Source organism: Jiangella anatolica, from assembly GCF_003236295.1.
In the GTDB taxonomy this organism is placed as follows: Bacteria; Actinomycetota; Actinomycetes; order Jiangellales; family Jiangellaceae; genus Jiangella; species Jiangella anatolica.
Map to the genome: position 1 here is coordinate 1 of NZ_POTW01000055.1, position 25347 is coordinate 25347.

Annotated in this window: 29 protein-coding genes and 1 pseudogene; 19 read left to right on the plus strand and 11 right to left on the minus strand. The window is 71.9% G+C overall.

Annotated features, from left to right (window positions below):
- On the minus strand, window positions 1–3246 hold a 3246-nt coding region (locus C1I92_RS20420), incomplete at its 3' end, for an SdrD B-like domain-containing protein (RefSeq protein ID WP_325048158.1).
- Between the two features lie 200 nt (window positions 3247–3446).
- Between C1I92_RS20420 and C1I92_RS20425 the strand changes: the two genes are divergently transcribed.
- Both C1I92_RS20425 and C1I92_RS20430 read left to right on the plus strand, forming a co-directional pair.
- Entirely contained in the window at window positions 3447–4244 is a 798-nt protein-coding gene (locus C1I92_RS20425) for a hypothetical protein (protein WP_111256495.1), read from the plus strand.
- A complete protein-coding gene (locus C1I92_RS20430) occupies window positions 4244–5482 on the plus strand; it encodes a Dyp-type peroxidase (RefSeq protein WP_111256496.1) in 1239 nt (412 codons plus the stop codon). Before C1I92_RS20425 ends, C1I92_RS20430 begins: the two co-directional genes overlap by 1 nt.
- A gap of 44 nt (window positions 5483–5526) precedes the next feature.
- On the opposite strand, the gene C1I92_RS20435 is transcribed toward C1I92_RS20430, so the two are convergent.
- From C1I92_RS20435 to C1I92_RS20445, 3 genes are all read right to left on the minus strand, one after another.
- Window positions 5527–6132 carry a carboxymuconolactone decarboxylase family protein gene (locus C1I92_RS20435; protein ID WP_111256497.1) on the minus strand — a complete coding sequence of 202 codons (606 nt, stop codon included), beginning with the start codon at window positions 6130–6132 and terminating at the stop codon, window positions 5527–5529.
- A complete protein-coding gene (locus C1I92_RS20440; RefSeq protein ID WP_158564214.1) occupies window positions 6129–7949 on the minus strand; it encodes an AfsR/SARP family transcriptional regulator in 1821 nt (606 codons plus the stop codon). The genes C1I92_RS20435 and C1I92_RS20440 overlap by 4 nt, the downstream gene beginning before the upstream one ends.
- A gap of 85 nt (window positions 7950–8034) precedes the next feature.
- Complete coding sequence (locus C1I92_RS20445) at window positions 8035–8415, minus strand: rhodanese-like domain-containing protein (protein ID WP_111256499.1); 381 nt, start codon at window positions 8413–8415, stop codon at window positions 8035–8037.
- A 136-nt stretch (window positions 8416–8551) separates the two neighbouring features.
- Here C1I92_RS20445 and idi point away from each other — a divergent pair, with 136 nt between their 5' ends.
- From idi to C1I92_RS20495, 10 genes and pseudogenes are all read left to right on the plus strand, one after another.
- Entirely contained in the window at window positions 8552–9151 is a 600-nt protein-coding gene (idi, locus tag C1I92_RS20450) for an isopentenyl-diphosphate Delta-isomerase (protein WP_111256500.1), read from the plus strand.
- Window positions 9152–9155: 4 nt separating this feature from the next.
- Window positions 9156–9447, plus strand: a pseudogene (locus C1I92_RS35670) (GNAT family N-acetyltransferase); the annotation flags it as partial.
- A gap of 235 nt (window positions 9448–9682) precedes the next feature.
- Window positions 9683–10033 carry a type II toxin-antitoxin system RelE/ParE family toxin gene (locus C1I92_RS20460; RefSeq protein WP_111256501.1) on the plus strand — a complete coding sequence of 117 codons (351 nt, stop codon included), beginning with the start codon at window positions 9683–9685 and terminating at the stop codon, window positions 10031–10033.
- 8 nt (window positions 10034–10041) lie between these two features.
- Entirely contained in the window at window positions 10042–10383 is a 342-nt protein-coding gene (locus C1I92_RS20465; protein ID WP_111256502.1) for a helix-turn-helix domain-containing protein, read from the plus strand.
- Window positions 10384–10448: 65 nt separating this feature from the next.
- Window positions 10449–11054 (plus strand): pyridoxamine 5'-phosphate oxidase family protein, encoded by a 606-nt coding sequence (locus C1I92_RS20470; protein WP_111256503.1) that lies wholly within the window; start codon window positions 10449–10451, stop codon window positions 11052–11054.
- 28 nt (window positions 11055–11082) lie between these two features.
- The gene (locus tag C1I92_RS20475) at window positions 11083–11868 is read left to right on the plus strand and encodes an endonuclease/exonuclease/phosphatase family protein (protein WP_111256504.1); all 786 of its coding nucleotides are present in this window, start codon (window positions 11083–11085) and stop codon (window positions 11866–11868) included.
- Window positions 11869–11989: 121 nt separating this feature from the next.
- The gene (locus C1I92_RS20480) at window positions 11990–12796 is read left to right on the plus strand and encodes an LAGLIDADG family homing endonuclease (protein WP_111256505.1); all 807 of its coding nucleotides are present in this window, start codon (window positions 11990–11992) and stop codon (window positions 12794–12796) included.
- A gap of 73 nt (window positions 12797–12869) precedes the next feature.
- Window positions 12870–13970 carry a sulfite oxidase gene (locus C1I92_RS20485; RefSeq protein ID WP_111256506.1) on the plus strand — a complete coding sequence of 367 codons (1101 nt, stop codon included), beginning with the start codon at window positions 12870–12872 and terminating at the stop codon, window positions 13968–13970.
- A 40-nt stretch (window positions 13971–14010) separates the two neighbouring features.
- Complete coding sequence (locus C1I92_RS20490; protein WP_111256507.1) at window positions 14011–14619, plus strand: DJ-1/PfpI family protein; 609 nt, start codon at window positions 14011–14013, stop codon at window positions 14617–14619.
- Entirely contained in the window at window positions 14616–15119 is a 504-nt protein-coding gene (locus tag C1I92_RS20495) for a MarR family winged helix-turn-helix transcriptional regulator (protein ID WP_111256508.1), read from the plus strand. The genes C1I92_RS20490 and C1I92_RS20495 overlap by 4 nt, the downstream gene beginning before the upstream one ends.
- Window positions 15120–15123: 4 nt before the next feature.
- Here C1I92_RS20495 and C1I92_RS20500 read toward each other — a convergent pair whose 3' ends face one another.
- From C1I92_RS20500 to C1I92_RS20525, 6 genes are all read right to left on the minus strand, one after another.
- Complete coding sequence (locus C1I92_RS20500) at window positions 15124–16122, minus strand: IS481 family transposase (protein WP_111256509.1); 999 nt, start codon at window positions 16120–16122, stop codon at window positions 15124–15126.
- Window positions 16123–16233: 111 nt separating this feature from the next.
- Window positions 16234–16428: a hypothetical protein gene (locus tag C1I92_RS20505; RefSeq protein WP_111256510.1), complete on the minus strand. Its 195-nt coding sequence runs from the start codon at window positions 16426–16428 to the stop codon at window positions 16234–16236.
- 150 nt (window positions 16429–16578) lie between these two features.
- Window positions 16579–17037, minus strand: coding sequence for a GNAT family N-acetyltransferase (locus C1I92_RS20510; protein ID WP_111256511.1), 459 nt, complete (start codon window positions 17035–17037; stop codon window positions 16579–16581).
- A 24-nt stretch (window positions 17038–17061) separates the two neighbouring features.
- On the minus strand, window positions 17062–17760 hold the full coding sequence (locus C1I92_RS20515; protein WP_111256512.1) for an SGNH/GDSL hydrolase family protein: 699 nt from the start codon (window positions 17758–17760) through the stop codon (window positions 17062–17064).
- The gene (locus tag C1I92_RS20520) at window positions 17757–18305 is read right to left on the minus strand and encodes a TetR/AcrR family transcriptional regulator (protein ID WP_111256538.1); all 549 of its coding nucleotides are present in this window, start codon (window positions 18303–18305) and stop codon (window positions 17757–17759) included. The genes C1I92_RS20515 and C1I92_RS20520 overlap by 4 nt, the downstream gene beginning before the upstream one ends.
- Window positions 18306–18346: 41 nt before the next feature.
- A complete protein-coding gene (locus tag C1I92_RS20525) occupies window positions 18347–18619 on the minus strand; it encodes a peptidoglycan-binding protein (protein ID WP_111256513.1) in 273 nt (90 codons plus the stop codon).
- A 145-nt stretch (window positions 18620–18764) separates the two neighbouring features.
- On the opposite strand from C1I92_RS20525, the gene C1I92_RS20530 reads away from it, so the two are divergent.
- Both C1I92_RS20530 and C1I92_RS20535 read left to right on the plus strand, forming a co-directional pair.
- Window positions 18765–20720, plus strand: coding sequence for a sialidase family protein (locus C1I92_RS20530; RefSeq protein ID WP_111256514.1), 1956 nt, complete (start codon window positions 18765–18767; stop codon window positions 20718–20720).
- A gap of 265 nt (window positions 20721–20985) precedes the next feature.
- Complete coding sequence (locus C1I92_RS20535; RefSeq protein WP_158564215.1) at window positions 20986–22101, plus strand: acetamidase/formamidase family protein; 1116 nt, start codon at window positions 20986–20988, stop codon at window positions 22099–22101.
- A gap of 9 nt (window positions 22102–22110) precedes the next feature.
- Here C1I92_RS20535 and C1I92_RS20540 read toward each other — a convergent pair whose 3' ends face one another.
- Window positions 22111–22392, minus strand: coding sequence for a hypothetical protein (locus C1I92_RS20540; protein ID WP_199521421.1), 282 nt, complete (start codon window positions 22390–22392; stop codon window positions 22111–22113).
- 481 nt (window positions 22393–22873) lie between these two features.
- Between C1I92_RS20540 and C1I92_RS20550 the strand changes: the two genes are divergently transcribed.
- From C1I92_RS20550 to C1I92_RS20570, 5 genes are all read left to right on the plus strand, one after another.
- The gene (locus C1I92_RS20550) at window positions 22874–23269 is read left to right on the plus strand and encodes a YqfO family protein (protein ID WP_199521422.1); all 396 of its coding nucleotides are present in this window, start codon (window positions 22874–22876) and stop codon (window positions 23267–23269) included.
- Between the two features lie 379 nt (window positions 23270–23648).
- Window positions 23649–24086 carry a hypothetical protein gene (locus tag C1I92_RS20555; protein ID WP_111256518.1) on the plus strand — a complete coding sequence of 146 codons (438 nt, stop codon included), beginning with the start codon at window positions 23649–23651 and terminating at the stop codon, window positions 24084–24086.
- Window positions 24083–24376 carry a hypothetical protein gene (locus tag C1I92_RS20560; protein ID WP_111256519.1) on the plus strand — a complete coding sequence of 98 codons (294 nt, stop codon included), beginning with the start codon at window positions 24083–24085 and terminating at the stop codon, window positions 24374–24376. The genes C1I92_RS20555 and C1I92_RS20560 overlap by 4 nt, the downstream gene beginning before the upstream one ends.
- A 57-nt stretch (window positions 24377–24433) precedes the next feature.
- Window positions 24434–24721: a hypothetical protein gene (locus C1I92_RS20565; RefSeq protein ID WP_199521423.1), complete on the plus strand. Its 288-nt coding sequence runs from the start codon at window positions 24434–24436 to the stop codon at window positions 24719–24721.
- Window positions 24718–25041 (plus strand): hypothetical protein, encoded by a 324-nt coding sequence (locus C1I92_RS20570; RefSeq protein WP_111256521.1) that lies wholly within the window; start codon window positions 24718–24720, stop codon window positions 25039–25041. Before C1I92_RS20565 ends, C1I92_RS20570 begins: the two co-directional genes overlap by 4 nt.
- Window positions 25042–25347 lie beyond the last annotated feature (306 nt).

Below are 25347 nucleotides of genomic sequence, written 5' to 3' on the forward strand. Positions count from 1 at the left end.
AGATGTGTATAAGATACAGGTGACGGTGTACTCGTGCGACTCCAGCGCGCCGATCGGCTCGTCCTCGACGATCAGCAGGTCGCCGACGCCGTCGTACTCCGGCCGTGTGGTGATGCCGCCCGGGACGGTGTTCGTCGCGACGACCGAGCCGTCGACGATCTCGATGCCCGTGCCGAAGCGCAGCGCGTCCTCGAGGTCGTAGTCGGTCGGCACCTCGGACTCGTTGGTGACGGTGAGGCCGTAGGTGATCTCCCAGACGCCGGGCTGGTTCTCCTTGTCCACCACGTACGGCTCGGTGACGACGGTCTTGTCCAGCGTGACGATCGGGAGATCGCCGCACTCGTCGTCGGTGAGGTCCTCGTGGTTGGTCGGGTCCAGCGTGGCGTGGTTGAACAGCCCCGTGGTCGCGTCGCCGGCCTGCTGGCCGTCGGTGCAGGCCAGGTTCTCCGGCAGCGCCGTCACCTCGCCGGTGTCCGGGTCGGTGGTGAGGCTGACGGTGACCTCGAGCGTGTAGACGTGCTCGGTGCCGTTCTCGACGGTCGACTGCGGCGCGATCGGCACCTCGCCGGTCACGACGTTGAGGTCGGTCGTGCCGTCCCAGTTCGGATTCAGCAGCCCGTCGGCCTCCGGCGGACCGGACACCACCTCCGTGTCGACCACCTCGACGCCGTCGCCGTAGCCGGTCAGATCGTCGGTGAGCAGGTACGCCCCCGGGATCATGCCGGTGTTCTCGGCGACCAGCTCGTAGACGACCGTCCACGTGCCGTCGTCGTCCGGGTTCTCCGTCGGACCGGAGACCGTCCGCTTGTCGAACTCATAGTCGATGTTCGAGTAGCCGAAGTCGATCGTGTGGTCGTTCTCGCCCGGCCCGCCGGTCGTGATGGCCGCGTACGGGAAGTCGCCGTCGTCGGTGGTCTCCACCAGGCCGTCGGAGTCGTTCCGGTTCGCGTCGACGGAGTTCGGGTCACCGGTGTCGGGGACGGTCGGGTACCAGTTCTCCAGCACTCCGCCCGCCTCGTAGTCGGCCGGGTTGTCCACGCCCACGACGTAGTCGGTGTGCGTCTTCAGCTGGTAGTTCTGGTCGTTGGACGAGAAGTAGTACTCGCCGTTCGCGTCCGTCGTCGTGGTGCTGACGAGCGTGCGGTTGCCGTCCGCGTCGACCTCGTACAGGTTGACGGTGGCGCCCTCGACCACGGCCTCGTCCGGGTCCTGGATGCCGTCGTTGTCGATGTCGAACCAGACGTAGTTGCCGATCTCGATCGGCGCCGCCGACGCCATCGCCGTCAGCTCGCCGAGACCGTTGCCCTTGACCGTCGCCGACGGCGGGATGTTGGTGTTGGTGATGACGGCCGCGCCGCGCGGCTCGACCAGCCCGCCGGTGTCCTGGAAGTAGCGCCGGGTGCCGACCTGGAAGCCGCCCTCGGCGGTGTGCAAGCCGGTCTCCAGGATTCCGTCCGCGCGGCTCGGGACGACCAACGTCGCACCCAGGTGCTCGGCGCTGTTCACCCAGGTGTCCATGAAGAACTTGCCGGGCTGGCCGTTCGGGCCGTTCAGCGTGACCTGGGTCGTCGCGCCCTGCTGGCCGTTGACCACGCCGTTCTGCTCGATGCTCCAGGTGCCGTCGCCGTTCGAGCCCGCCTTCAGCAGCTCGCCGCCGAGGGAACGCGGGACGACGAGGAAGGGGTTGTCGGGTGCGAGGGGCGTGAGGTTGCCGAACAGGTCGCCGCCGAGGTCGCGGATGCCGACGATGAGGTCGCCGTGCAGGTAGCGGGCGTCGGCGACGATCGGCACGGCGGAGTACATGACCTGGCCCTGCAGGAAGTGCGTCCAGTCCGCGGAGTCGGTGCTCCACGGGTAGTAGTTCGCGCTGTAGAGGCCGGCGAACAGGCCGCGTTCGTACCCGAGCGAGAAGTCGAGCACCTCGGTCAGGTTCGTCGGGTCGGCCGGGTCGAACGAGTAGACGTAGGCGTGCAGGTCGGCCCGACTCCCGGTCGACTCGGCCGTGTCCGTGACCGTCAGGTACATCTCGTTGGTCTCGGGGTTGGCCGAGATGCCGTGCGGCCGCAGGTCGCTGCCGTCCGGGAAGTAGCCGTCCAGCTCGTGCTCGGTCACGTCGAGCACCTGCGTGCCGTCGCGGCTGATGCCGATCTCGATCAGCGAACGGTTGTGCAGGTTGACCGCGAACAGCGACTGCTGGTCGTTGGAGATCTCCATCGCGCCCAGGCCCTCACGACCGACACGGTCCCAGGCCTGAGCGTCGGTCGCCCAGTCGTACGCCGCGTTGTCGAGGCCGAAGACCGGCCGGAGGCCGTTCGGATCGCCGGGCACCGCGCCCGGGTCGGAGTCGCTGCCGACGTCGATCCCGTAGTCGGTCACGTCCACGAGGAGGTCGCCGCTCGCGGTCGGTGAGGCCGGCGTTCCGCCGTCCGGCGTGATCCGGTAGATCGCGCCGATGCCGCCCGGGCCGAGACCGGAGTGCCGCCGGACGTAGGCCGATGCGAACACCGTCCCCGTGCCGCCGGGCTCCTCGGCCCGCTGCCAGGCGGTGCCGTAGGTGGTGCCGATCTGACCGAACGGCACGTGCATCGTGGTCGGCACCGCGGTCGTGGTGTTCGGGCTCATCGCGTCGTACTCGTGCGCCGCACCCGCGAACTCCGCCGACTGAACGCCGTCGTGACCGCCGTACCGGAACGCGGGCAGGAACACGAACGGGTTGTTCTCGACGAACGTGCCCGGCGTCTGGAAGGAGAAGTCGATCCCGGTGGCGGGCACGGCGTCGATGAACTGCACCGTCGTGCCGTTGCTCTGCCCGGCGGCTCGGCCGACGACGGAGTCGCGCCACTCCTCCCACTCCGGGGTGGCCGGCACGTTCGCCTCGACCCGCCACGGGCCGGCGTCGCTCGTGACCGCCAGGGAGTAGTTGCCGCTCGCGTCGGTGAGCGCCGGGCCGGCGACGTTGCCGTCGGCGTCGTAGGCGTAGACCTCGATGCCCTCCAGCAGGCCGGAGGCCTCGAACGTGTCGTACATGCCGTCGGAGTCGTAGTCCTGCCAGATGGTGCCGGTGATCGGGTCGCCGACGGCGGCCTGCGCCGGCAGCGTCGCGAGGCCCGCGGCGCCGAGGGTGGAGGCGACGACGCCGAGCGCCGTGACCGCCCCGGCGGCCGCACGGGCCCGCCTCGATCCGGCCCGTCTCGGGCGATGGTCGGGACCTGGCCGGCCGTAGCCACGTTCCAGAAGCGATCTCACGGGGTCCTCCGTCACTGTCGTACAACTGCGGTCGCACGCCCTCGTAGGTCGGGGTAGAGAACGGCGCTGACCATGAAGAGTCGCGGCACATGGCGATCAGCACGCGATGTGACGCAGATCACGTTTCGGGCTGGAACTTTGGCCGGGGTGTGTCCGAAATGCCAGGTGAGCGACGCGCGGGCATGCTTACACTCGGGCGCATGACCACATCCCGGCGGCGGCTCGGCCGCCTCGCGGCGATCGCCGTGGCCGCGCTGATCGCGCTGTCCGGGTGCTCCGGCGACGACGACTCGCCGGCCGGATCGAGTCCCTCCGAGACCGGATCCGGGCCGCGGCCGCTCACCGGCGACGAGGCGCAGCGGCTGTCGATGATGCGCTACACGAACTACACCGACGGCGTCCGCGCGATCCGGTTCGAGGTGGTCGACGGCGGCCGCACCCGCACCGTCGACGGCTGGGCCGACTTCGCCCGGCACGTCGGCTACGCGAACGTCAGCACGGACGGCGCCGACCCCGAGCTGGTCGCCTGGACGCTGTCCGGGATCACGACGCACGCGCCGGTCGGTCCCGCATCCGCGGACGGACCGCCGCTGCCGCCGCCCGACGACGCGGAGTGGGCGTCGTCGGCGCTGGCGCCGGAGCAGTCGCGGCTGCACGCGGTGCTGGCGCTGGTCTTCCAGTCCGCCAGCGACCGGCCGGACAACCCGCTGCTGCTGCAGCAGACCGACGCCCGCTGGCTGCGGTCGGACGACGTCGACGGCGTACCGGTCGACGTCGTCGCCGGGCCGACCGCGGATCGCGCCTACGATCCGGAGACGGCCACCACGGCGCCGGACGGCAGCGACGCGACGGTGCGGTACTGGCTGGACGAGGAGAGCCGGCTGCTGCGGCTGGAGACCCGGCTCGGCGGCGCGGGCGACTGGACCACCGTCGAGTTCGCCGACGCGCCCGGCGTCGACTTCGCCGGCGAGTTCCTCGCGACGACGGCGAGCGGCTGATGAGCGAACCCACGACACCCGCTCCCGACACCGGGGAGCCGCGCGGCACCCGGCGCCGGGACCTGCTGCGCGGGCTCGCCGCGGCCGGCGTCACCGCGGGCTTCGCCGGCGCCGCCGGACTGGCCGCCGGCCGGGCGACCGCCGACGACAACGACCGGCGCGCCGCCGGCAGCGGCGGCGACCGCCCGGCCACCCCGGCCGCGTCCACCGGCGGCCGGCCGGACCACGTCGACGCCGCCGGCACGCACCAGGCCGGCATCGCCCGTCCGGGCACGCCGCAGCCGCACGGCCTGCTGCTGGTCCTCGACCTCGTCGCGGCGCCGGAGCCGGACGCCGTCCGGGCCCTGTGCGCCCGGCTGGGCACCGCCATCCTCGACCTCACCGGCGAGCGGGCCGCCGAGGCCGGGCTGCTGGACGGTCCCGGCGACCTCACCGCGACGGTCGGGCTCGGCCCACGTGTCGTCGCCGTGTTCGGCGCCGATCTGCCCGGCGCCGAGCCGCTCCCGGCGTTCGCGAAGGACGCCTCCGTCCCACCCGAGCGGACCGGCGGCGACCTGCTGATCGCCGTCTACGCGAGCGACCCGAACGACGTGCACCGGGCCGCGACCTGGCTGACGGAGCAGGCCGCGCCGGACGCCGTCCTCAGGTGGTCGCAGCGCGGCTTCCGGGCGCCCGGCACCGGCACGATCGCGCGCAACCCGCTCGGCTTCCACGACGGCGTGATCGTCCCGAAGGACGCCGCGGAACAGGACGAGCACGTGTGGATCGCCGACGGCCCGTTCGCCGGCGGCAGCATCTGCGTCGTGCGCCGGCTCCTCCTCGACGTCGCCGCGTTCACCGCCGAGCCGGTCGACCGTCAGGAACAGGTCATCGGCCGGCGCCGCAACGACGGCTCGCCGCTGTCCGGCGGCGGCCCGACCGGCGAGGCGGACCTACTGGCCAAGACGCCGGACGGGCAGTACGTCACGCCAGCCCGGTCGCACGTGCGCGCAGCGCACCCGTCGGTCACCGGCAGCGCGCTGATGCTGCGCCGCGGCTACGCCTTCGACGACGGCGGCGGCGACGCCGGCCTGCTGTTCATCTGCTTCCAGCGCGACCTGCGCACGTTCGTGCAGACCCAGTTCCGCCTCGACGAGGTCGACGACCTGGGCGAATACGTGACGCCGACCGGCAGCGCGACGTTCCTCATCCTGCCCGGCTTCGACGCGAGCCGCCCGCTCGGCACAACGCTCCCATGATCATCAATGATCCAACCACCCATAGGGGGTTGGATCATTGATGATCATGGGGTTGGGGAGGGCGCGGGCTCCTCGATCGGGCGTCCGTAGTCGACGGCGTCGAGGACGGGCTGCGGGACGATGTCCAGCAACTGGGCGTCCGGCCGGGCGCCGAGTGCGTCGTTCACCGTCGAGAACGCCACCCGCAGCGCGCAGAACACCGTGATGCCGAAGATCTCCCGGTCCGTCCAGCCGGCGTCGCGCAGCTCCTGCACGTCGCGCTGGGCAGTGCCGTTCGGGTCGGCGACCACCCGGCGGGCCCACGCCGCCATGGCCCGCTCCTTCGCCGTCAGCCCGTCGTCGCGGCCGGTGAGGACGGCGGCAGCGGTCTCCGGGTCCGCCTCGGCCGCCAGCCGCGACCCCCAGACCAACGAGCAGACCGAGTCCCCGAGCGACGACGCGGTCGCGCCGACCAGGATGCCGCGCTGCCGGAACGTCATCCCGTGGCCCTCCCACACGTGCGTGATCAGGTCGAACAGCCGCTCGTGCGCCTCGGGGCCGTGCGCCCACAGCCGGGACACGTTCATCACGTAGCCGTCCTCGGCGAGGTCCTCCTCGTAGAGGCGCTGCGCTCCCGGGCTGTCCGGCGCGTCGCTCAGGAAGTGCGTCATCGTGCCACCTTCGGTCGGTCGGGATCGTCGAGCAGAGCGGTCAGGGCGGGGTTGTCGACGTCGGCTGCGAGCACCCGCGCGGTCGCCAGCGCGCCGCCGTCGCCGAGCCGGTGCCGGTGCAGCTGCGCGCGGACCACCAGCTCGCGCATGCCGCCGCGGGCGGCCACCGCGCTCAGCGTCGCGAGCAGCGGCCGGGCCCGGTCGGCGTCGCCGCGGTCCAGCGCCGCGCCGATGGAGGTGTCGAGGACGTGGGCCTGCATCCAGTGGTAGCGGTCGGTGGTGCGGTTGCAGCGCACGGCCGCCTCGGCCAGCCACTGCTCTGCCGAGCCGGAATCGCCGCGGCCGGCGCTGACGAGGCTGAGCCCGCGGGCGGCGAACGCCTCCCAGCACGGGTCGCCGATCTGACAGCCCAGCACCCAGGACTGCTCGAACGCGTCCCCGGCCGCGGCGAGGTCGCCGTTGCGCAACTGCACCTCCGCGTGCAGCGCCTGCGGCCATGGCAGGAACGCCAGCCAGCGCTGCTCCTGAACGAGCCGCACCGACCGTTGCGCCGCCGCGGCCGCCTGGTGCCGCTCGTCGCGCAGCAGGTGCGCGCGGGCCAGGATCGACTGCGACCACGCCTCCTGCCGGGCGTCGGCCGCGGCCAGCGACCGGTCGATCGACTCGGTCAGGAACGTGAACGCGGCCGGGTAGTCACCCTCGTCGGAGGCGTTCTGCCCGCGCACGCCCAGGATCGCGGCCAGCTCCTCGTCGGTCTCGGCCAGTTCCTGGGCCCGGGCCAGCCAGGTCCGCGCGGCCGGGCGGCGGCCGGCCTGCACCTCGACGTAGCCCATCTCGCGGTTCACGGTGACGGCGATCGCGCGGTCACCGGCGGTCTCGGCGAACCGCAGCGCCTCCTGCAGGACCAGCGCGCCCTCCTCGTCGTGGCCGCGGACCTCATGCACGAGCGCGCCGCCGAGCGCCGTCAGCGTCCGCGCCCGCAACCGCGGATCCCGGACGCGGGCCGCCTCGGCGACCGCCCGGCGCAGGCACTGGATGCCCGCGTCGACGGCGCCCGCGTCGATCGCCGCGCGACCCGCGTCGAGCTGGCTCAGCGCCGCGGCCCGGCCGCTCAGCGCCGGCGTCCTGGGCGAGTCCGACGCGACCGAGGCGGCCTCCGTCAGCGCCGGTGACGCCTCGACGCCCAGCTCGCGCATCAGCACGTCGCTGGCGGCCGCGATCTGGCGCTGCGCCGCCGTCCGGTCCCCCGCCATCGCCAGGCTGCGCACCAGCAGTTCGTGGTTGCCCTCGGTGAGCGGGTTCAGCTCGACCGCCCGGGCCGCGTACGGGACGGCGTCGGCGGCCTGGCCGGCGGCCAGCAGCGCGACCGCCGCCTGCCGCAACCGGGTCTCGATCAGCGCCGACACCCGGTGCCGCTCGACCGCCAGCCACGACTCGACCTCCGGACACGATGCGACGTGCACGCCCTCCAGCAGCTCATGGCCGGTCGCCAGCAGCGGCGCCGGATCGGCCAGATCGTCGCTCAGCAACCGCGCGTCGACGGCGTCGTCCACCAGGCCTCCGACGACGACCGGGTCGCCGGTGAGCACGTCGGACCGGCCGAGCGTGCGGCGCAGCTCCGCCAGCGTCCAGCGCAGCGCGCCGAGCGGATCGTCGGCGTCGGCGAAGAACAGCTCGGCCAGCCGTTGCCGGCTCGGTGGCCGCTCGGCCAGCAGCACGTAGGCGAGCAGCACCCACGCCTTGCGGCCGCGGGGCGCGCGGACCGGCCGGCCGTCGTCCTCGATGACCGGCGGGCCGAGCAGCCGGATCGTCCCCATGCGACACCCCCCCGCTGGGTCGATTGTGACCGCGAATGGCGGGCCGCGGAATGGTTCGCGGCCCGCCATCTTTCGCGGCCCCCCGTCAGGCGACCGGCCGGCCTTCGGCCGTCCACGCCTTCAGACCGCCGTCCAGATGCGCGACGTCGGTGTAGCCGAGCTCCTGCAGCGCCGCCGTGGCCAGCGCGGACCGGCCGCCGGACGCGCAGTACAGGATGGTCCGGCGGTCCGGGTCGAACTCGGCCCGGTGGTACGGGCTGGCCGGGTCGGCGTAGAACTCGAGCATCCCGCGCGGCGCCTGCACGGCGCCGGCGATCGAGCCGTCACGGCCGACCTCGTCCGGCTCGCGGATGTCGATCAGCGTGACGCCGCCGGCGGCCAGCCGGTCGGCGACCTCGTCGGCGCTCAGGTTGCGGATCCGGCTCTTGGCCTCGGTGACCAGGAGCTGTACGGACTGCGTGCTCACGGTGGTTCCCCCCGTTGTCGATCGGTCGATGTGGCGACGATCCGCTGCCGGCGTGTGAAGTCGCGTGTGACGGGCGATTGCCCTGGGTCAGCTGGGTAAGGCATCCTTTCGACGGCGCTCTGCGAAAGGGGAACCGATGACGGAGATCCTGGTCGGCGAGCGGGTCGTGCTGCTGGACCCGGCCGGCGCCGCTGTCGGGACGGCGTTGAAGAGCGAGGTGCACACCGCCCGGACGCCCCTCCATCTGGCGTTCTCCTGCTACGTGTTCGACGCGGCCGGCTCGCTGCTGGTCACCAAGCGCGCCGCGACGAAGCCGACCTGGCCGGACGTGTGGACGAACTCGTTCTGCGGGCACCCCGGCCCGGGCGAGGACATCGCCGCCGCCATCGCCCGGCGCGGCGTCGACGAGCTCGCCGTCCGCGTCGCCGCCCTGCGCCCCGTCCTTCCCCGGTTCCGCTACCGCGCGGTCATGCCCAACGGCGTCGTCGAGAACGAGGTCTGCCCCGTCTTCGCCGCGACGACCGCGGACCCGCCGGAACCGCACGACTCCGAGGTCGGCGGCTTCGAGTGGATCCCCTGGACCATGTTCCGCGACGACGTCCTCACCGCCCGCCGCGAGGTCTCCCCCTGGTGCGCCTGGCAGGTCGCCGAGCTGGCCTCCTTCCCCGACGACCCGCTCGCCTGGCCCGCCGGCGACTGGGCGGCGCTCCCGCCCGCCGTCCTCACCGTCGGCTGAGCCTGTGGAGGGGTGGCCGCCGACCCCGATCCGGACCGAACGGCTCGTACTCCGCGAGCCCGAGGCGCGCGACCGTGCGGCGATCGTCGAGCTGTTCACCTCGTCCGAGGTGAGCACCTACATCGGCGGCCCTCGGCCGCGCGACGAGTTCGAGAGCGCACTGCCTGCGCAGCCAGAGCGACGCCCCGGACTCTTCCGTCATCGACTTCGACGGCGCCATGATCGGTGTCGTCACGATCGAACGGCGCGTCACCGAGGGCCAGCCACGTCAGATCGCCCGGAGGGTCGAGCTCGGCGCGTGGTCCCTGGCCGGCTGAGCGTCCGGGGCCTTCCGCGGGGCGGCGCCGCCCGCTAGGATGATCGAGTACGGCACGCCTTCCGGCTCGGCATCACCGACCCGGGAGGCTTTCGTCGTTTCCGGGCCCGTTTCGTCGTGTGCCCATCTCCTGAGCACGTACGCCAAGGGCGCATTCTGCCCACGTGCACTCGGGCGAAATACCGCCTGCCTACTAGAACATATCAGGTATATTCATGGGTGCCTGGGTGATTCACGAACACCCTGAGGTCGCCAAGTGGTTGGAGGGCCTGACGGGAACGACCGCGGCGACGGTCGCCGCAGTTCTTGACCGCCTCGCTGAGGCTGGACCGGCGCTGGGCCGGCCGACGGTGGACAGCATCAAGGGCAGTCGGCACCACAACATGAAGGAGCTGCGTGCGCGGACGGTACGGATCTTGTTCGTGTTCGATCCACGGCGCGCTGCGATCCTCCTGGTGGCCGGCGACGAGCGAGGCGAGTGGGAACGCTGGTACAAGGCGGCTGTCCCGCTTGCGGACGACCGGCACGACGAGTGGCTGACCATGCTGGATGAGGACAAGGCGTAGGGGACGAGATGACTCAGGAGACCGAACCCACGACCGACACCGCGCGCTGGCCGACGTGGGCCGAGACTCGCGCCAAGCTGACCCTCGACGAGGCCGCGGTTGCCGAGGCTCGTGCCGAGCTGGCGGCGGAGGAAGCCGCGTACCGGCTGGCGGAGATCCGGCGCGAGCAGCACCGCACCCAGACCGACGTCGCACGCGACATGGGCGTCAGCCAGAAACGCGTCAGCGAGATCGAACGCGGCGACCTCACCCGCACCGAGGTCGACACCATCAGCCGCTACGTCGCCGCCCTCGGCGGCCGCATCCGCATCGTCGCCGACTTCCCCGGCCACAGCATCACCGTGCGATGACCACCGCGGCGGGCTGACGGCACAATGCCCCCATGGGGACGAACCCGCCGACAACACTGACCAGGATGGCCGACAAGGCCGTCACCGACCTCGCCGCGCTGCACGCCCTGCTCGACGACGTGCTGCTGGGGCATGTGTCCGTCGTGGTCGACGGGTATCCGGTCGCGTTCCCGACGGCGGTCGCCCGCGACGGCGACCGGCTGCTGGTGCACGGGTCGACCGGCTCGTCCTGGCTGCGTGCCCTCGGCGCCGGCGCGAAGGCATCCGTCACCGTCACCGCGATGGACGCCGTCGTCGTGGCGCGGGCGTCGTTCGAGTCGTCCTTCCACTACCGCAGCGCGGTCGTCTTCGGCCGGTTCACGCCGCTCCGCGACGACGACAAGGAGCGGGCACTGGACGTGCTGGTCGACCGGATCCTGCCGGGCCGCTCCACCGAGCTGCGCCGCCCGACGAAGAGAGAACTGGCCGCCACCCAGATCCTCGCGATGACGATCGCCGACTGGTCGCTCAAGGTGAGCGAACGCTGGCCCGACGACCTGCCCGAGGACGTCGCCGGCCAGGCGTGGGCCGGCATCGTCCCGCTGTGCAGCGGCTACGGCGATCCCGTCCCCGCCCCCGACCTCCGCGACGACATCCCCGTCCCGCCGTCGGTCCGCGCCCTGTCCGACTGACGTTCCGGCAGGCGGGTACGTCACCGTCATGCGCGCGATGACGTGGAACGTCTGGTGGCGGTTCGGCGACGAGTGGATGGAGCGGCAGATCGGCATCGCCGCCACCCTGGCCACCCACCGGCCGGACATCGTCGGCCTGCAGGAGACGTGGGCCACCCGGGAGTCGTCGCAGGCAGCGGTGCTGGCGGCGCCACTGGGCATGCACTCGGTGTTCGGCGGCCCCTCGCTCCCGCACCCGATCGAGGAGCCCGGCCACGACGGGGTCGGCCTCGGCCTGGCGATCCTCAGCCGCTGGCCGATCCGGCACGCCTGGACGCACCGGCTGCCGTCCAGCCGCGACCAGGTCCCCGTCGCTCTGATCGCCGCCGTCGACCACCCCACCGGCCGGCTGCACGTCGTCTGCGTCTGCGCCGAGCACCACGCCCACCTCGCCGAGGACCACCTCGCGCAGACGCGGGAGCTGGCCGCGCTGGCCACCGACCTCAGCGCACTCGGCGACCCGGTGCTGCTCCTCGGCGACCTCAACGCCGGCCCGGACACACCCGAGATCGCAGCGCTCACCGGCGACGGCACGGTCACCGACGCGTGGACGGCGAGCGGGGCGGACGGCGACGGGGTCACGCTGAGCGCCGCGCTGCCGATGGCGCCGCTGGGCGCGACGAAGCAGCTCAACCGCCGGATCGACTACATCCTGTTCCGGGCGCCGGACGGAACCAAGCCGCCGAAGGTCCACACGGCCACCGTCCTCGACCAGCCGGTCGGCGGGCTGTACCCGTCCGACCACTTCGCCGTCGTCGCGGACCTGGAGCTATGACTCGCGCAACTGGGGCACCGGCCGGAGGGCGCCGCGCGGTGCGGTCGCGCTGCTCCTCCGGCCGTCACGCTACCGCACCGAGGTCGAGGCCGTCGCCGTCCTCTGACGGCTACCCTGGGAGGTGTCGCATCTCGACCTGACCCGCGACGAACACGCCTACTTCTTCGGTTTCTTCCAGACCGACGGTCACCTGTCCGCTGGTCCCGGAGGCAAAGGCCGTGCGGCGATCGAGGTGTCCGCACGTGACATCGACACTCTGTACGCGTTCAGCGAGCTGTTCCCCGACGTGCCGAGTTCGGTCACCGAGCGGAGCCGCGCGACCAACTTCTCGCGCTTACACCGCTCCGCCACCTGGAGCGCACAGGTGCGAAGCTTCCGCGAGGAACTGATCGCCTGCGGCGTCCCCGTCGGACGAAAGTCAGACGCACTCCGTCCTCCGACAGTGCCCTTCGATCCACGCGGCTACCTCCGTGGATTGATCGACGGCGACGGCAGCGTCGGGTTCACGGGCGCAGGTCGACCGTTCATTTCATTGACGACCGCGAGTGAGGCAATCGCGGCGTACTTCTGCGGGCAGGTGCTGAGCGTGACCGGTGCCCGTCGCACTCCGGGCCGGAACCGCCGCGACCAGGTCTTCGGCCCGATGGTCGCGAGCGACCCGGCCGCGACACTGGCCGCGTGGCTGTACCCCGCCGGTTGCCTCGCGCTCGCCCGGAAGGCAGCAGCCGCTGAGGCTGTCGCCGCCTGGCGGAGACCTGCGGCCATGCGAGCCCGGGCGCTGTCACGGCGAGCATGGACACCCGAGGAAGACGAGGTCGTGCGGTCGCGGACGATCAAGGAAGCAGCGGAACAGCTCGGGCGTACTGAGCAATCGGTGAACCTGCGCCGCTGGCGGCTCCGGCAACGCGCACAAGCCGAGCTGGTCTGATCTGCGGCCAGCGGCCCTCGTGTGACCTGCGGGAGCTGTTGCCAGCCGGGCGCACGGAGAGTACGACTGGACGATGAGCACGGTCGAGGAGTGGGTGAGCGCACCGGCGCGCATCGCCGGGCCCGACGAGGGGGTCTCGATCGACGAGCTGCGGCTCGCGGCCCGCAATCACGGCCTGCCGCTGGAGGCGTTGCGCTACGACGTGACCCCGGCCGGTCTGCACTACCTGCTGACGCACTACGACATCCCGGCGATCGACCCGGCCGGCTGGCGGCTGACGGTGTCCGGCGCGGTCACGCGGCCGCTGTCGCTCGGCCTGGACGAGCTGCGCGCCCGGCCACGGGTGACGCACCGGGTCACGCTGGAGTGCGCCGGCAACGGACGGGCCCGGCTGAGCCCGCGGCCGGTCAGCCAGCCGTGGCTGGACGAGGCGGTCGGCACCGCCGAGTGGACCGGCACGCCGCTGGCCGGCCTGCTCGCCGAGGCGGGCGTGACCGCCGGCGCCGTCGACGTCGCGTTCACCGGCGCCGACCGCGGCTTCGAGCGCGGCGTCGAGCAGACCTACCAGCGCGGCCTGCCCCTGGCCGAGGCGCTGCGCGACGACGTCCTGCTGGCCGACGAGATGAACGGGCTGCCGCTGCCACCCCAGCACGGCGCGCCGGTCCGGCTGATCGTCCCCGGCTGGTACGGGATGGCGCAGGTGAAGTGGCTGGTCGGCGTCGAGGTGCTGGAGTCGGAGTTCGACGGCTTCCAGAACGTGACGGCCTACCGGCTCAAGCAGAGCGCCGACGAGCCCGGCGAGCCGGTGACCCGGATGCTCCCGAAGGCGCTGCTCCAGCCGCCCGGCGTCCCGGACTTCCAGAGCCGCGTCCGCGTCGTGGACCGCGGCGTCGTCGAGCTGACCGGGCGGGCCTGGTCGGGTTGGGCGCCGGTCGAGTCCGTCGAGGTCAGCACGGACGACGGCGGCAGCTGGCGGCCCGCCGAGCTGGGCCCGCAGCCGGCGCCGTACGCCTGGCGCCCGTGGCGCTGCGAGTGGACCGCCATCCCCGGACGGTACGAGCTGCGGGTCCGCGCCCGCGACGGCGCCGGCCACGAGCAGCCCGTCGATCAGGCCTGGAATCGTCAGGGCATGGCCAACAACCACGCGCAAGGAGTCACCGTCGTCGTCCGATGACGTATTGACAACATGTTCCCAATATGACAACATGTTGTCTATGACGAAGACCGCGCATGTAGCCCTGTACGACACGCTCGCCGACTGGGAGATCGGGCACCTGATCGTCGAACTGCGCACCGGCCGGTTCACCGGCCAGGCGTGGGACGTCGTGACGGTCGCGGAGTCGGCCGAGCCGATCACGACGATGGGCGGGCTGCGCGTCCTCCCGGACCGGATGCTCGACGGCCTGGACCCGGCGGCGAGCGACCTGCTGATCCTGGCCGGTGCGGAGCACTGGGACGCCGGCGGCGGCGCCGTGTGGACCGACGCGGCCCGGCGCTTCCTCGACGCGGGCGTGCCGGTCGCGGCGATCTGCGGCGCGACGGCCGGCCTGGCCCGCGCCGGGCTGCTGGATGACCGCGACCACACCAGCGCGGCCGTCGAGTACCTGGCGATGCAGCCCGGCTACGGCGGCCACGACCGCTACGTCGACGCGCGCGCCGTCATCGGCGACGGCCTGATCACGGCCGGTCCGGACTCGCCGGTGCAGTTCGCCCGCGCGACGCTGAGCCTGCTCGGCCTGGCGCCGGAGCAGCGGCTGCAGGCGTACGAGGACGTGTTCCACGCCGCCGACGCGCGCTCCTACCCCGCGCTCGTGCAGGCATGACCGCACCCGGCGCCGTCGTCCCGCCGCGGGCCGACTGGCCGGAGCCGTCGCCGGCGACTCCGGCCGGCCAGACCCTCACCGACCTCGCGCTGACGACGTTCCGGCTCAACGCCCGGCTGATGGACGCGGCGCAGGACATGGCCGCGGCCGGCGGGATCACGGCGGCATGGTGGCAGGTGCTCGGCGGCGTGCTGGACCAGCCGCGCACCCTGGCCGACGTCGGCCGGCTGATGGGGATGTCCCGGCAGGGCGTCCGCCGCGTCGCCGACCTGCTGGTCGAGCAGGGCCTCGCGGAGTACCGCGACAACCCGGCGCACCGCCGGGCCAAGCTGCTGGCCTGCACCGAGGCCGGCTACTGGTCGATCCGGCGGATCTCACTGGTGCAGCACCCGTGGGCCGAGCACATCGGTTCCCAGCTCGACCTCGACGACCTGCGGCACGCCCTGGCGACGATGCGCGCCCTGGTCGCCGTCCTCGAGGCGGACCGCCCGGCCGACTGACGCCTTAAGTGTGATGTCCAGTCAGGTTGTCCAACCGGGTGATGGGTGGAAGGCCACCGAGGGCTGAGTGGGGCCTGTGGTGGTTGTACTGGTGTAGCCATCCTGCCAGGGCTGCGCGGCGGGTTGTTTCGGAGGTGTAGAGCTTCTTGTAGGCCCAGCCGTCGGCCAGGGTGCGGTGGAAGCGTTCTATCTTGCCGTTGGTCTGAGGGCGTCGGGGTCGGGTCCGCTTGTGCTTGATCTGGAGGTCGGTGCAGCTGTCGCGCCACAGGTGGGAGACGTAGGCCGGGCCGTTGTCGGACAGGACACGCTCGACCGTGGCGCCTCGTTCGGCGAACCAGGCCACCGCCCGGTAGAGCACACCGGCCGCGGTGACGGCCTTCTCGTCATCGTGGATCTCGGCGTAGGCGATGCGGGAGTAGTCGTCGATGACGGTGTGCACGAAGCAGGTGCCGACCTTGGGGTAGTAGCCGCGGCTCCTGATCCCTGTTCGGTCGCGGGTGGCGTTGCGGTTGCGGCCGCCTTGCTCCACACCGACGAAGCGCCAGCCACCGCCGTCGGGGATGTTGCCGAACTTGGTGACATCGACATGGATCAGCTCACCCGGCCGGGTGCGTTCGTAGCGGCGGGCGGGTTCGCCGCTGACCCGGTCGATGTGGGACAGCCGGTTGAGCCCGCAGCGGACCAAGACCGCGTGCACGGTCGAGGCCGGCATCGTGAGCTTCGCTGCGATCGGGACCGGCCCGAGTCGCTGTTTGCACCGCAGATGCACGATCTTGCGCTTGAGCGGCTCGCTGGTCTTGGCAGGCTGGGTATGACGGGCCGAGGACCGGTCGACCATCCCCGCCACGCCTTCGCCACGGTAGCGGCGGGCCCACTTGTCGGCCGTGCGCCAGGACACGTGGAAGAACTCCGCCGCCCGCGACGGCGGCCAACCATCATCGACGATCAGCCGCGCCAGCCGGAGTCGATGCTTCGGGGTCAGCGCCGCGTTAGCGTGAGCCATGAAGGCCTCCCTCGTGGAAGTGGGTCCTAGACAGCTCCACTCCACATCGGGAGGCCTTCACCTATCTACGGCTCGCCGTACCCGATCGCACAACCTGCCTGGACATCACACTTAAGGGCCGACCCGCAGGCCGGCGACCAGCGCCGCGCCCAGGAACGCCAGCACCAGCGCCACCGACACCGTCCACTGGACGTGCAGCAACGTCCCCCGCAGCTCCCGGGCGAACGTCGGCCTCAGCACATCGGCGAACCGGCGCCGACGCCGGCGCCGACGCGAGCGGAACCGTCCCCGCCGCGGCATCTCCATGTCGCGACCTCCGTTCCCCGCGAGCAGCACCTCCTCCGGGGTGTTCGCCGGCGTCCCACCACGCCGCGGCCCCGGAGGAGGCTGGCCTTTCTTGCGCTCTAGGAGACCGGCGGGACCACGATCAGCACGCGACACGCGCTGTGATGTGCGTCACAGCATACGGGTCATGAACACGCTGAGCGGGTCGGGCACGTAATCCGCGAACGGCTCGCAGTAGCCGAACCCGAACTTCTCGTACAGGCGCCGGGCCGGCCGGAAGAACTCCTCCGAGCCGGTCTCCAGGCTCAGCCGGCCGTACCCCATCGCACGCGCCTCGTCGATGATGTGGCCGAGCAGCAGCGACGCGATCCCGGCGCGCTTGCGGGCGGCCGCCGTCCGCATCGACTTCAGCTCGGCGTGCCGCTCGTCCAGGCGCTTGATCGCACCGCATCCGATGACACCGCCGTCGTCGGAGCGGACCGTCCAGAACGTGACCTCCGGCCGGCGCAGCCCGTCGAGGTCGAGGGCGTGCTTGCTCTCCGGCGGCGAGATCGACCGCATCTCCTGGACGTGCTCGTCCAGGAACGCGGCGATGTCCGCGCCGGTCAGGTCGTCGACGGCGATCCGCATGGTTCCGACGGTAGGTCGCTCAGGTCACAGCGATGTTTCCGGAACGACGGCGGCGACGGCGGCGGCCCACAGCTGGTAGCCGGTCGCGGACGGGTGAAAGCGGTCGGCCGAGAACAGCTCCGGCGACGACGGCATGGCCGCGTCGACGGTCGCCCACGTCACCCGCGGCCGCCCGGCGCACACCTGCCGCGCGACGTCGTCGAGGGCGGCGGCCCGTTCGCCGAGGTAGCGGCGCAGCGTCCGCGGCAGCGCCGGGAATCGCTCGAACGGCGGGATCCCGGCGACGACGACCTGCCCGGCCCGCTCGGCAAGGCCGTCGACGATCGCGGCGAGGTCGTCGCGCCAGTCCGCCGCCGGACGGCGGGTGAGCACGTCGTTCGCGCCGGCCAGCAGCACGGCGACGTCGTAGTCGCCGGTCAGCGTGGGCAGCAGCCGGTGCCGGATGCGCCGCGACGTCGCGCCGTTCTGCGCAGACACCTGCCAGGCGACGGGGCGGCCGGTGCGCTCGGTGAGCGATCGGGCCAGCGCGCCGGCGAACCCGTCGTCGTGCGAGCCGACGCCGGCGCCGGCCGCCGTCGACTCGCCGAGCACCGCGACCCGCAGCGGCGTGTCACCGGCGCCCGCGGTCCCGGCCAGCGGTCCGGCGGCCGCCTCGGCCAGCGTGAACGTCGAGCGCACCCACATCGCCTGCAGCGCGACGACGGGGAGCAGCAGCCGGTTCACGGTGTCACCGTCCCGGGCAGCAGGGTGCCGACGGCGGTCCGGGTGCCGCCGCTGAGGTCCACGCCGATCGCCTGCAGCAGCACCACCAGCGAGCCGTCGGCCAGGAAGCGTGCGAGGTCGTCGGGGCCGGCGCCGGTCAGCCGGGCCGCCTCGTCGAGCAGGATGGCGATGACGTCGCGGCAGCGCGCCGCCACCACCTCGTCGTGCCGGGCGACGGCCGACGCCTGCAGCCACAGCCCGCCGGTGACGCCGCCGGCGAGCAGTTCGCGGAAGCCCGCGCCCATCGCCGTCAGCGGATCACCGGGCTGCGCCGCCGCGGCCGCGCGGAACGTCGTCCGCACCCGCGCCCCGACCTCGTCGACGCAGGCCAGCAGCAGTCCCTGCTTACTGCCAAAGAGCCGGAAGACGTACGGCTGCGACACCCCGATCTCGTCCGCGACGCGCTGCATCGCCGCCGTGGTCAGGCCGTGGTCGGCGATCACCCGCATCGCCGCGGCGACGGCGTCGGCGCGGCGTTGCGGCGCGGTACTGCGCACTTCTGCCATGCGACGCAGCATGGCAGAAGTAAGTACTTACTTACAAGACCTCAGCCGAGGCCGAGCCGCTCCCAGGTCTGCTTGCCGGGGATCCCGTCGGCGTCGGCGCCCTTCCACCCCTGGTCCTCCTGGAACGCCTTGACGGCGGCCTGGTCGGTCGACGACCAGCTGCGGCTGGGGCCCTCCTTGTACAGGTCGCGGTACTTCTTGCCGCGCAGCACCAGCGCGGATCCGATCAGGAGCACGTAGTCGTTGACCTTGCCGGCCCCGAACACGTCGGGCCCCGGATACGGGACGACCTCGACCACCACGGCTTCGGGCATGTTCCCCTCCCACGATCGGCGACGATCCTGGGCTCAGCGTAGAGACAGCCGGCCAGCGCCGCACGGGTCTTGGCATGGAACGGTGTCGCCGTTATCGTGGCACGACGTTCCATGCCGCCGCCAAGCCGGACAGGGAGTGGACCCCATGCCACGAGCCGCCGTCGCCGTCATCGCCGCCCTGCTGCTGACCACCACCCTGCCAGCCGCGTCGGCCGGGCCGTCCCCCGTCCGCGGCTTCGACGACGAGCCCCTCGGCGCGCCACCGGCCGGCTACACCGTGCAGGGCGAGGTGACCGTCGCCGCCGCCCCGTTCGGGCCGCCCGGCAACCGCGCGGTGCACCTGACCGACACCTCGACGACGGTCCAGTCGCGGCTGCAGATCCCCGCTCCCGCGGCCGCAGCCAGGCATTTCGCGTTCGACTTCGCCACCCACTCGACCCGGCAGCCGACGTTCGTCGTCGTGCACGCCGAGGGCGACAACCCGTCGCTGGGCCTCTACCGGTTCATGATCAACCCGGTCTACCCGTACGGCGGCAGCACGACCGCGCAGGTGTCGGTCTACGACGGCCGCCAGTACGTGCGCCTCGCGACGGTCCCGATGCTCACCGCCCGCGACGTGCCGAGCCGCGTCAGTATCGACGCGAGCCTCGAGGCGGCCGTCCTCACGGTGAACGGAATGTCGTTCCGTACGACCGTCCGGGCGTCCGGCGGCAGCGCGATCACCGGCCTCGAGCTGGCCTCCAGCGGCGCGTCGGCCATCAACTCCGACGCCTACCTCGACGACGTCGCGCTGCGCGAGATCGACCCGGCCGGCCCGGCGCTGGCCGAGGGGCTGCCGGTCACCGACGTACTCACGTCCTACGTCGCCGAGAAGCACCCCGCGTCCACCGTCGTCGCGACGATCGACGACCCGGAGGTGCGCGCGGCGCAGGTGCGGGCCCGGGTCGTCGTCGACGGCGTCGACGAGCCGTTCGTCGGCCGGGTGAGCGGCGAGCCGGGCCGGCTGGTCGTCAGCGCGCCGATCGACGGCGTGGACATCGGCCTGCACCCGGTCACCGTCACCGTCACCGACCTGCGCACCGGCGTCACCCGGTCCACGCAGCAGCGGATCCAGGCGTACTCGCCGATCCCCGCGCGGGTCGTCGCGCAGGAGCCGGAGGGTGCCGCAGAGCCGCGCTTCCCCGACGCCGTCCGCCTCGCCGACGGCACGATCGTGGTCGCGTACCACTACGCCGACGGGCACACGAAGGCCGACGGCGTCGTCCGGATGATCCGCTCGACCGACGACGGCGCCACCTGGTCCGACCCGGTCACCGTCGCCGCCACACCCGGCGGGGACAACCGCGACCCGAAGCTCAGCGTGCTGCGGGACGGGACCGTGCTGCTGACGGTGTTCCGCACCGACTGGTCGACCGTGCCCGAGCGCAACGTCGGCACGTTCGTCTACCGCTCGACCGACGGCGGGCTCACGTTCCCCGAGGTCACGCAGGTGGAGGGCACGCAGCCCGTCACCGCGCAGCACGCACCTGCCGTCGAGCTGCCCAACGGCGACGTCCTGCAGCCGCTGTACGGCTACGGCGCACGGCTGGCCCGCAGCACCGACGGCGGCCGCACCTTCCCCGCGTCGGCCGAGATCACCGTCGTCGCCGACGACGAGCGCTACTCCAACGCCGAGCCGAACGTCGTCCGGCTGCCCAGCGGCGAGCTGGTCATGCAGATCCGCCGCCGTGACAACGTGTTCGCCGCCGAGAGCGAGTCGATGCTGGTCCGCTCGTTCGACGACGGCCGCACGTGGACCACGCCAGAGCCCACCGGCCTGCCGGCGTCGTCGGCGCACCTGCTGCTCACGACCGACGGCTCGGTGCTGATGACGTACGGCAACTCCGCGCAGCCGGGCCGGCCGACGTACGGCGCGCTGATCGAGGACCCGTCGGGCCCGTGGACGGACCACGAGACGCTGCCGCTGTACAACTCCGGCTGGGAGGACCAGGCCAACCCGACCAGCGTAGAGCTCACCGACGGCTCCTTCCTCAGCTTCGGCTTCGACGTCGCCGTCCGCACCGTCGTGGCCTTCCGGACGACGGCCGCGGACTACGGCTGAGCCGCCGAGGCGCCAGGATTAGCGCGATCGTCACACCGGGGCAACACGCGCCCGCGACCGTTTCGGTGGTCGCGGATACAAGATTCACTCGCCGCCGCGACCCCCTCCGCATCGAAGGGAGTCGTCCATGTCCACGAACCACTGGAGTACGGCCAGCCGGCGCAGCGTCCTGGCCGCAGGGCTCGCCGTCCCACTCGCAGCCGCCGTCGGCGGCACCGGCACGACGCAAGCGCACGCCGCACCAGGCAGTGGGCACAGTGGGCGCATGAGGTACGACCACCACCTCAGGTCGACGCCGGATCACCTGCACTGGGGCGGCTTCCCGATCGGCTGGGAGCCCGCGGTCACGATGCGCTCCGGACAGGTCGTCCGCGTCGACACCCTCTCGCACCAGGGCTTCACCAACCCCAACGTGCACCCGCACGACTACTTCAGCGCGTTCGGCGTCAAGCCGCGGGAGATCCTCGACGACGGCATCGCGTTCTGGGAGACCCTCCCGGAGCGGCAGGCCACCAACCGGCAGTACGGCGGCCACGTGCTGACCGGCCCCATCTACGTCCGCGGCGCCGAGCCTGGCGACACTGTGGCGATCGACATCCTCGAGATCGACACCCGTGTGCCCTACGGCTTCAACAACACCGCCCCGACCGGCGGCGTCATGGCCGAGTTCTACCCGGGCTGGCGCGCGGGCGATGCCGGCCTGGACATCCCCGCGCAGATCCCGCCGGACCTGCCGGCCGGGGTCTGGCCCGACGTGCGGACCCACCTGTACCGGACCGGCCTCCATCGCGGCAAGGAGGTCGTCTTCTTCGCCGACGGCATCGTCGTCCCGACGCACAAGTTCCCGGGGATCATCGCGGTGGCCTCTCCGACCGGAGAGTTCATCGGCAACACCGAGGACGCGCCGCCGCCGGCCACCGGAGTGCAGAACTCGACCCCGCCCGGAAAGTTCGGCGGCAACATGGACGTCCGCGACCTCACCGTCGGAACCACCCTCTACCTGCCGGTCTTCCAGCCCGGGGCACAGATCTTCATCGGCGACCCGCACAGCTGCCAGGGCGACGGTGAGGTCAGCGGCACCGCGGTCGAGCACTCGCTGGCCGGCACGTTCCGCGTCACCCTGATCAAGAACGTCGCCACTGAGCTGCCGTGGGCCGAGACCGACGACCACTGGATCATGATGGGCATCCACTGGGACCTCGACCGCGCCATGCGCTTCGCCGTCCAGAAGACCGTCGATTTCCTCGTCACGACCCAGGGGATGACGGTCCCGAAGGCCTACTCGTTCGCCTCGATCGCCGTGAACTACCACAACGCCGAGGTCGTCGACCGGACTCAGGTCGTCACCGGCTTCATACCGAAGAGCGTGTTCCGCCACTGACCAGCGGCGTCAGCCGGTCGTGAGCAGTGACCGGATGATGGTCGCGTCGAGCAGGATGCCGAAGCCCAGGCCGGTCGCCATCACCTTCAGATCGGCGGCCGGGCTGGCGGCCGGCGCGGCGAACGCGAGAAAGAGGGTCAGCGCCGCGCTGGTCACGAGCCGGCCGGTGCGGCCGATGCCCTGGACGACGGCCAGGTCGGTGGACCCGGTCGCGTCGCACTCCCCCTGATCCGGGATGAGCGTGACCACGGACTCACCGTCGCGGCTGCCCGCGTCGTCCGACGCCAGCACCGCCCGCTCGATGACTCCTTCGCCGACGGCGCCACGTCCCGGCCGGACGCGAACTCCCGCTGGCCGGATCTCCTCGCCGTCCGCCTACACGCCGCGTTCGGCGACGCGTTCGGTGTGCTGAACCACGGGCTGATCGGCAACCGGCTGCTGGCCGACGCCCCCCGACCAGCCGTTCCACGACGCGTCCGCTGCCGCCCCGCTCTCCCGCGACGTCCTCGCCACTGCCGATGGCGTGACGCACCTGATCGTGTCGCTCGGGCTCAACGCCATCGGCTTCCCCGGGCGCCGTCACTCCGGCGTCCGCGGTCGTGACCTCGGCAGACCTGATCGCCGGCCTCCGTCGCCTCGTCGCCCTCGCTCGGTCTCGTGGCCTCCGCGACCCGGCCCGTCCGGCACGGCTGCGCGCCGGGCGCCGGGCGCCGGCCGAGGCGATCTACCTCGGGGAGATGGGTGTGGTGGAGGATGTCAGCGGATTCCACGGGTGAAGGGAAGCAAGGGAATGCGAGAGGCATATCGGATCACGACGTTTGTGCCCCCGGAGAGTCTGGATGCGTTACTCGAGGGAATCGAAGCCGAGGTCGAGTTGAGGTTCGGCCCCTACGACCGATCCGCCTGGTGGTCCGCACCGGGTGTCGAGCAGTTTCGCCCCCTGCCGGGCGCCTCGCCGTCCGTCGGGGAGGTCGGGCGAACCGAACGCGTGCCGACCATCCGGCTGGAATTCGTGATCCCCCGCGACCCCGGCCTGCTGGAGCGTGTCGTCGATCGAGGACTGATCGCCAACCATCCATGGCAGGAGCCGGCCGTCATCGTCGACGAATCGATCGTGTCGGCGACCCAACTGGCAGAGCCAGTGGGCCCCCAGGGGATCGAACCCTGAACCCGCGGATTAGCGGTCTAGCCTTCTCGTCGCCTCTCGCGTACTTGCTCGCGCCGCTCTGGCCAGCAGCGACGCCGTCTTGGGCCTGTCGAACATTCTCATCAGTTCGAGCCGTCATCGCTGCAATTCCATGGGCCAAACCATGGGCGCTGGGGTCGGCACGGGGGCCGCCGTGAGCGTGCTCCGCCTCATCCCCAGTCGCCCCCGGCCGGTGCGTGAACACCGGGCCGGGGACTTGATCCCACCTGACTAGACCAGGAGAGACCCAATGGTTACCGTATCGAAGCCGAAGGAGCGGGAGATCACCCGCGTTCCGTTCTTGCATCAAAGCCTCGGGGAGATCGTCGTCTTTCATGACGAGGAAGGCCCGACGATCGATGTGACGATCCGTCCGGAGGGCACCGAGCAGTTCGCGCAGTTCGGCTTGGTGCCGATCGAAGCGCACCAGCTGGCCGACGAGCTGCACCGCATCGCCGATCTCGCGCAGCGGGCCGGCTGGACCCCGGCCGTCCTCACCGACGCGCGAGCGTATCTGCCGGGCATGACCGACGAGCAGATCATCGAGCGGCTGGACCGGCTCTACCGCCGATGGGACGGGTTCGTGCTCGGCCGCCGCGGAATGCTCGATCGCCGCGCCGGCCGTGCGCTGGCCGCCGAGCTTCACATGGAGACGCTGGAACGCTCGGCCGCGCTGGTTGAGCAGCACGCGAAGACGTTGTCCGGGATCCCGGAGATGGCCGACCGGTTGAGCGAGCTGCGCTCGTCGCTGCAGGACGTGCGGCAGCTCTTCGCCGCGGAGCTGGAGCGGTACACGTGACCGGCATCGTCGACCGCAACACGGTCTGCTCGGTGAAGTGGTGCGACGAGAAGGGCCGTCACACGGTGCACCGCCGATACCTGGCCTCGGTGCCCGGCGGGATGAGCGGTGCCGGCCTGGTCGGGGTGAACCTCGCGCAACGCGTACAGCCGCGGGCTTCGGTGTGTGTGGAGCTGACGGTGACCACCCCGTGGGCGGCGACGGCCGGCTTCCTGCTCGCCGTCACGGCCGCGCCGGAGATCGCGGCGGCACTGACCGAAGCCGCCGAGCGAGCGACACACCTGGGCTGAGGACGGCGGCAGAACGACTGATGACGACTGTAACTACTCGTAGTAGGGTTGTAGTAGATGAACGTGGATTGGACGCACGGTGCCGCACACATGTGGGAGCAGCACCGGGTGACCGAGCAGGAGGCGAACGAAGCACTGGCCGACCCGCAGGCCGCGGTGCTCGATCCGGACACCAAGAGCAAGTCCGGGAAGAGCATCCGGGTCATCGGGTTGTGCCGGTCGAGGGAGGAGTTGTTGACGGTGATCCTGGTCCGCGACCCGCGGGTGTCGTGGTTGTGGGGCGCGAACGGGTGGCCGTCGAACAGCACCGACCGGCGCGAGTACATGAAGAGGAGCAGGAGATGAGCCGGATCGAGGACAAGATCAAGGAGATCCAGGCCGAGTCCGAGGCGACCAGGGACGAGCCGTATCCGGAGGGCACGAAATTCACCCAGCCGAACCTGGCCGGGTCGGTGGTGCAGTCGGTGCGGTTGCCGGCGGCGGAGTTCGCGAAGATCGAGCAGATCGCTCGTGAGGCCGAGCTCCCGGTGTCGGCGCTGATCCGCGGCTGGGTGCTCAACACGCTGGCGGCTCGGGAGAACGCCACGTTGAAGGACGCGGTGAACCGGCTCATCTCCGACGCCGACGAGCTGCGCCGCTTCATCGACAGCGACCCCGCCGCATAGTCGGCGCGAGGCGTTGCCACTCTCCGGCGTCGTCCTCGTAACTGCCGCCTCTAGGCCGAAGCGGAGCGTGTCCAGGGTCGACGTAGTCGATCGCGTAGCGACACGGAGCGCAGCGCAGTGCCCTTGACTCGCGCAGTGCAGGCCGGACCATGGCGGCATGAGGGCGACGCCCCCTGACAGGCAAGGCCCGGTGCACGGTTGGCCGGCGATGGTGGAACCACTCCACCGTCGCCGGCCTTCTGCATGCCCGGCGGCCGCCGGCCGGGCCGCGGGAGGGACCGGCCGCCAGGCCGCATGCCCGACCCG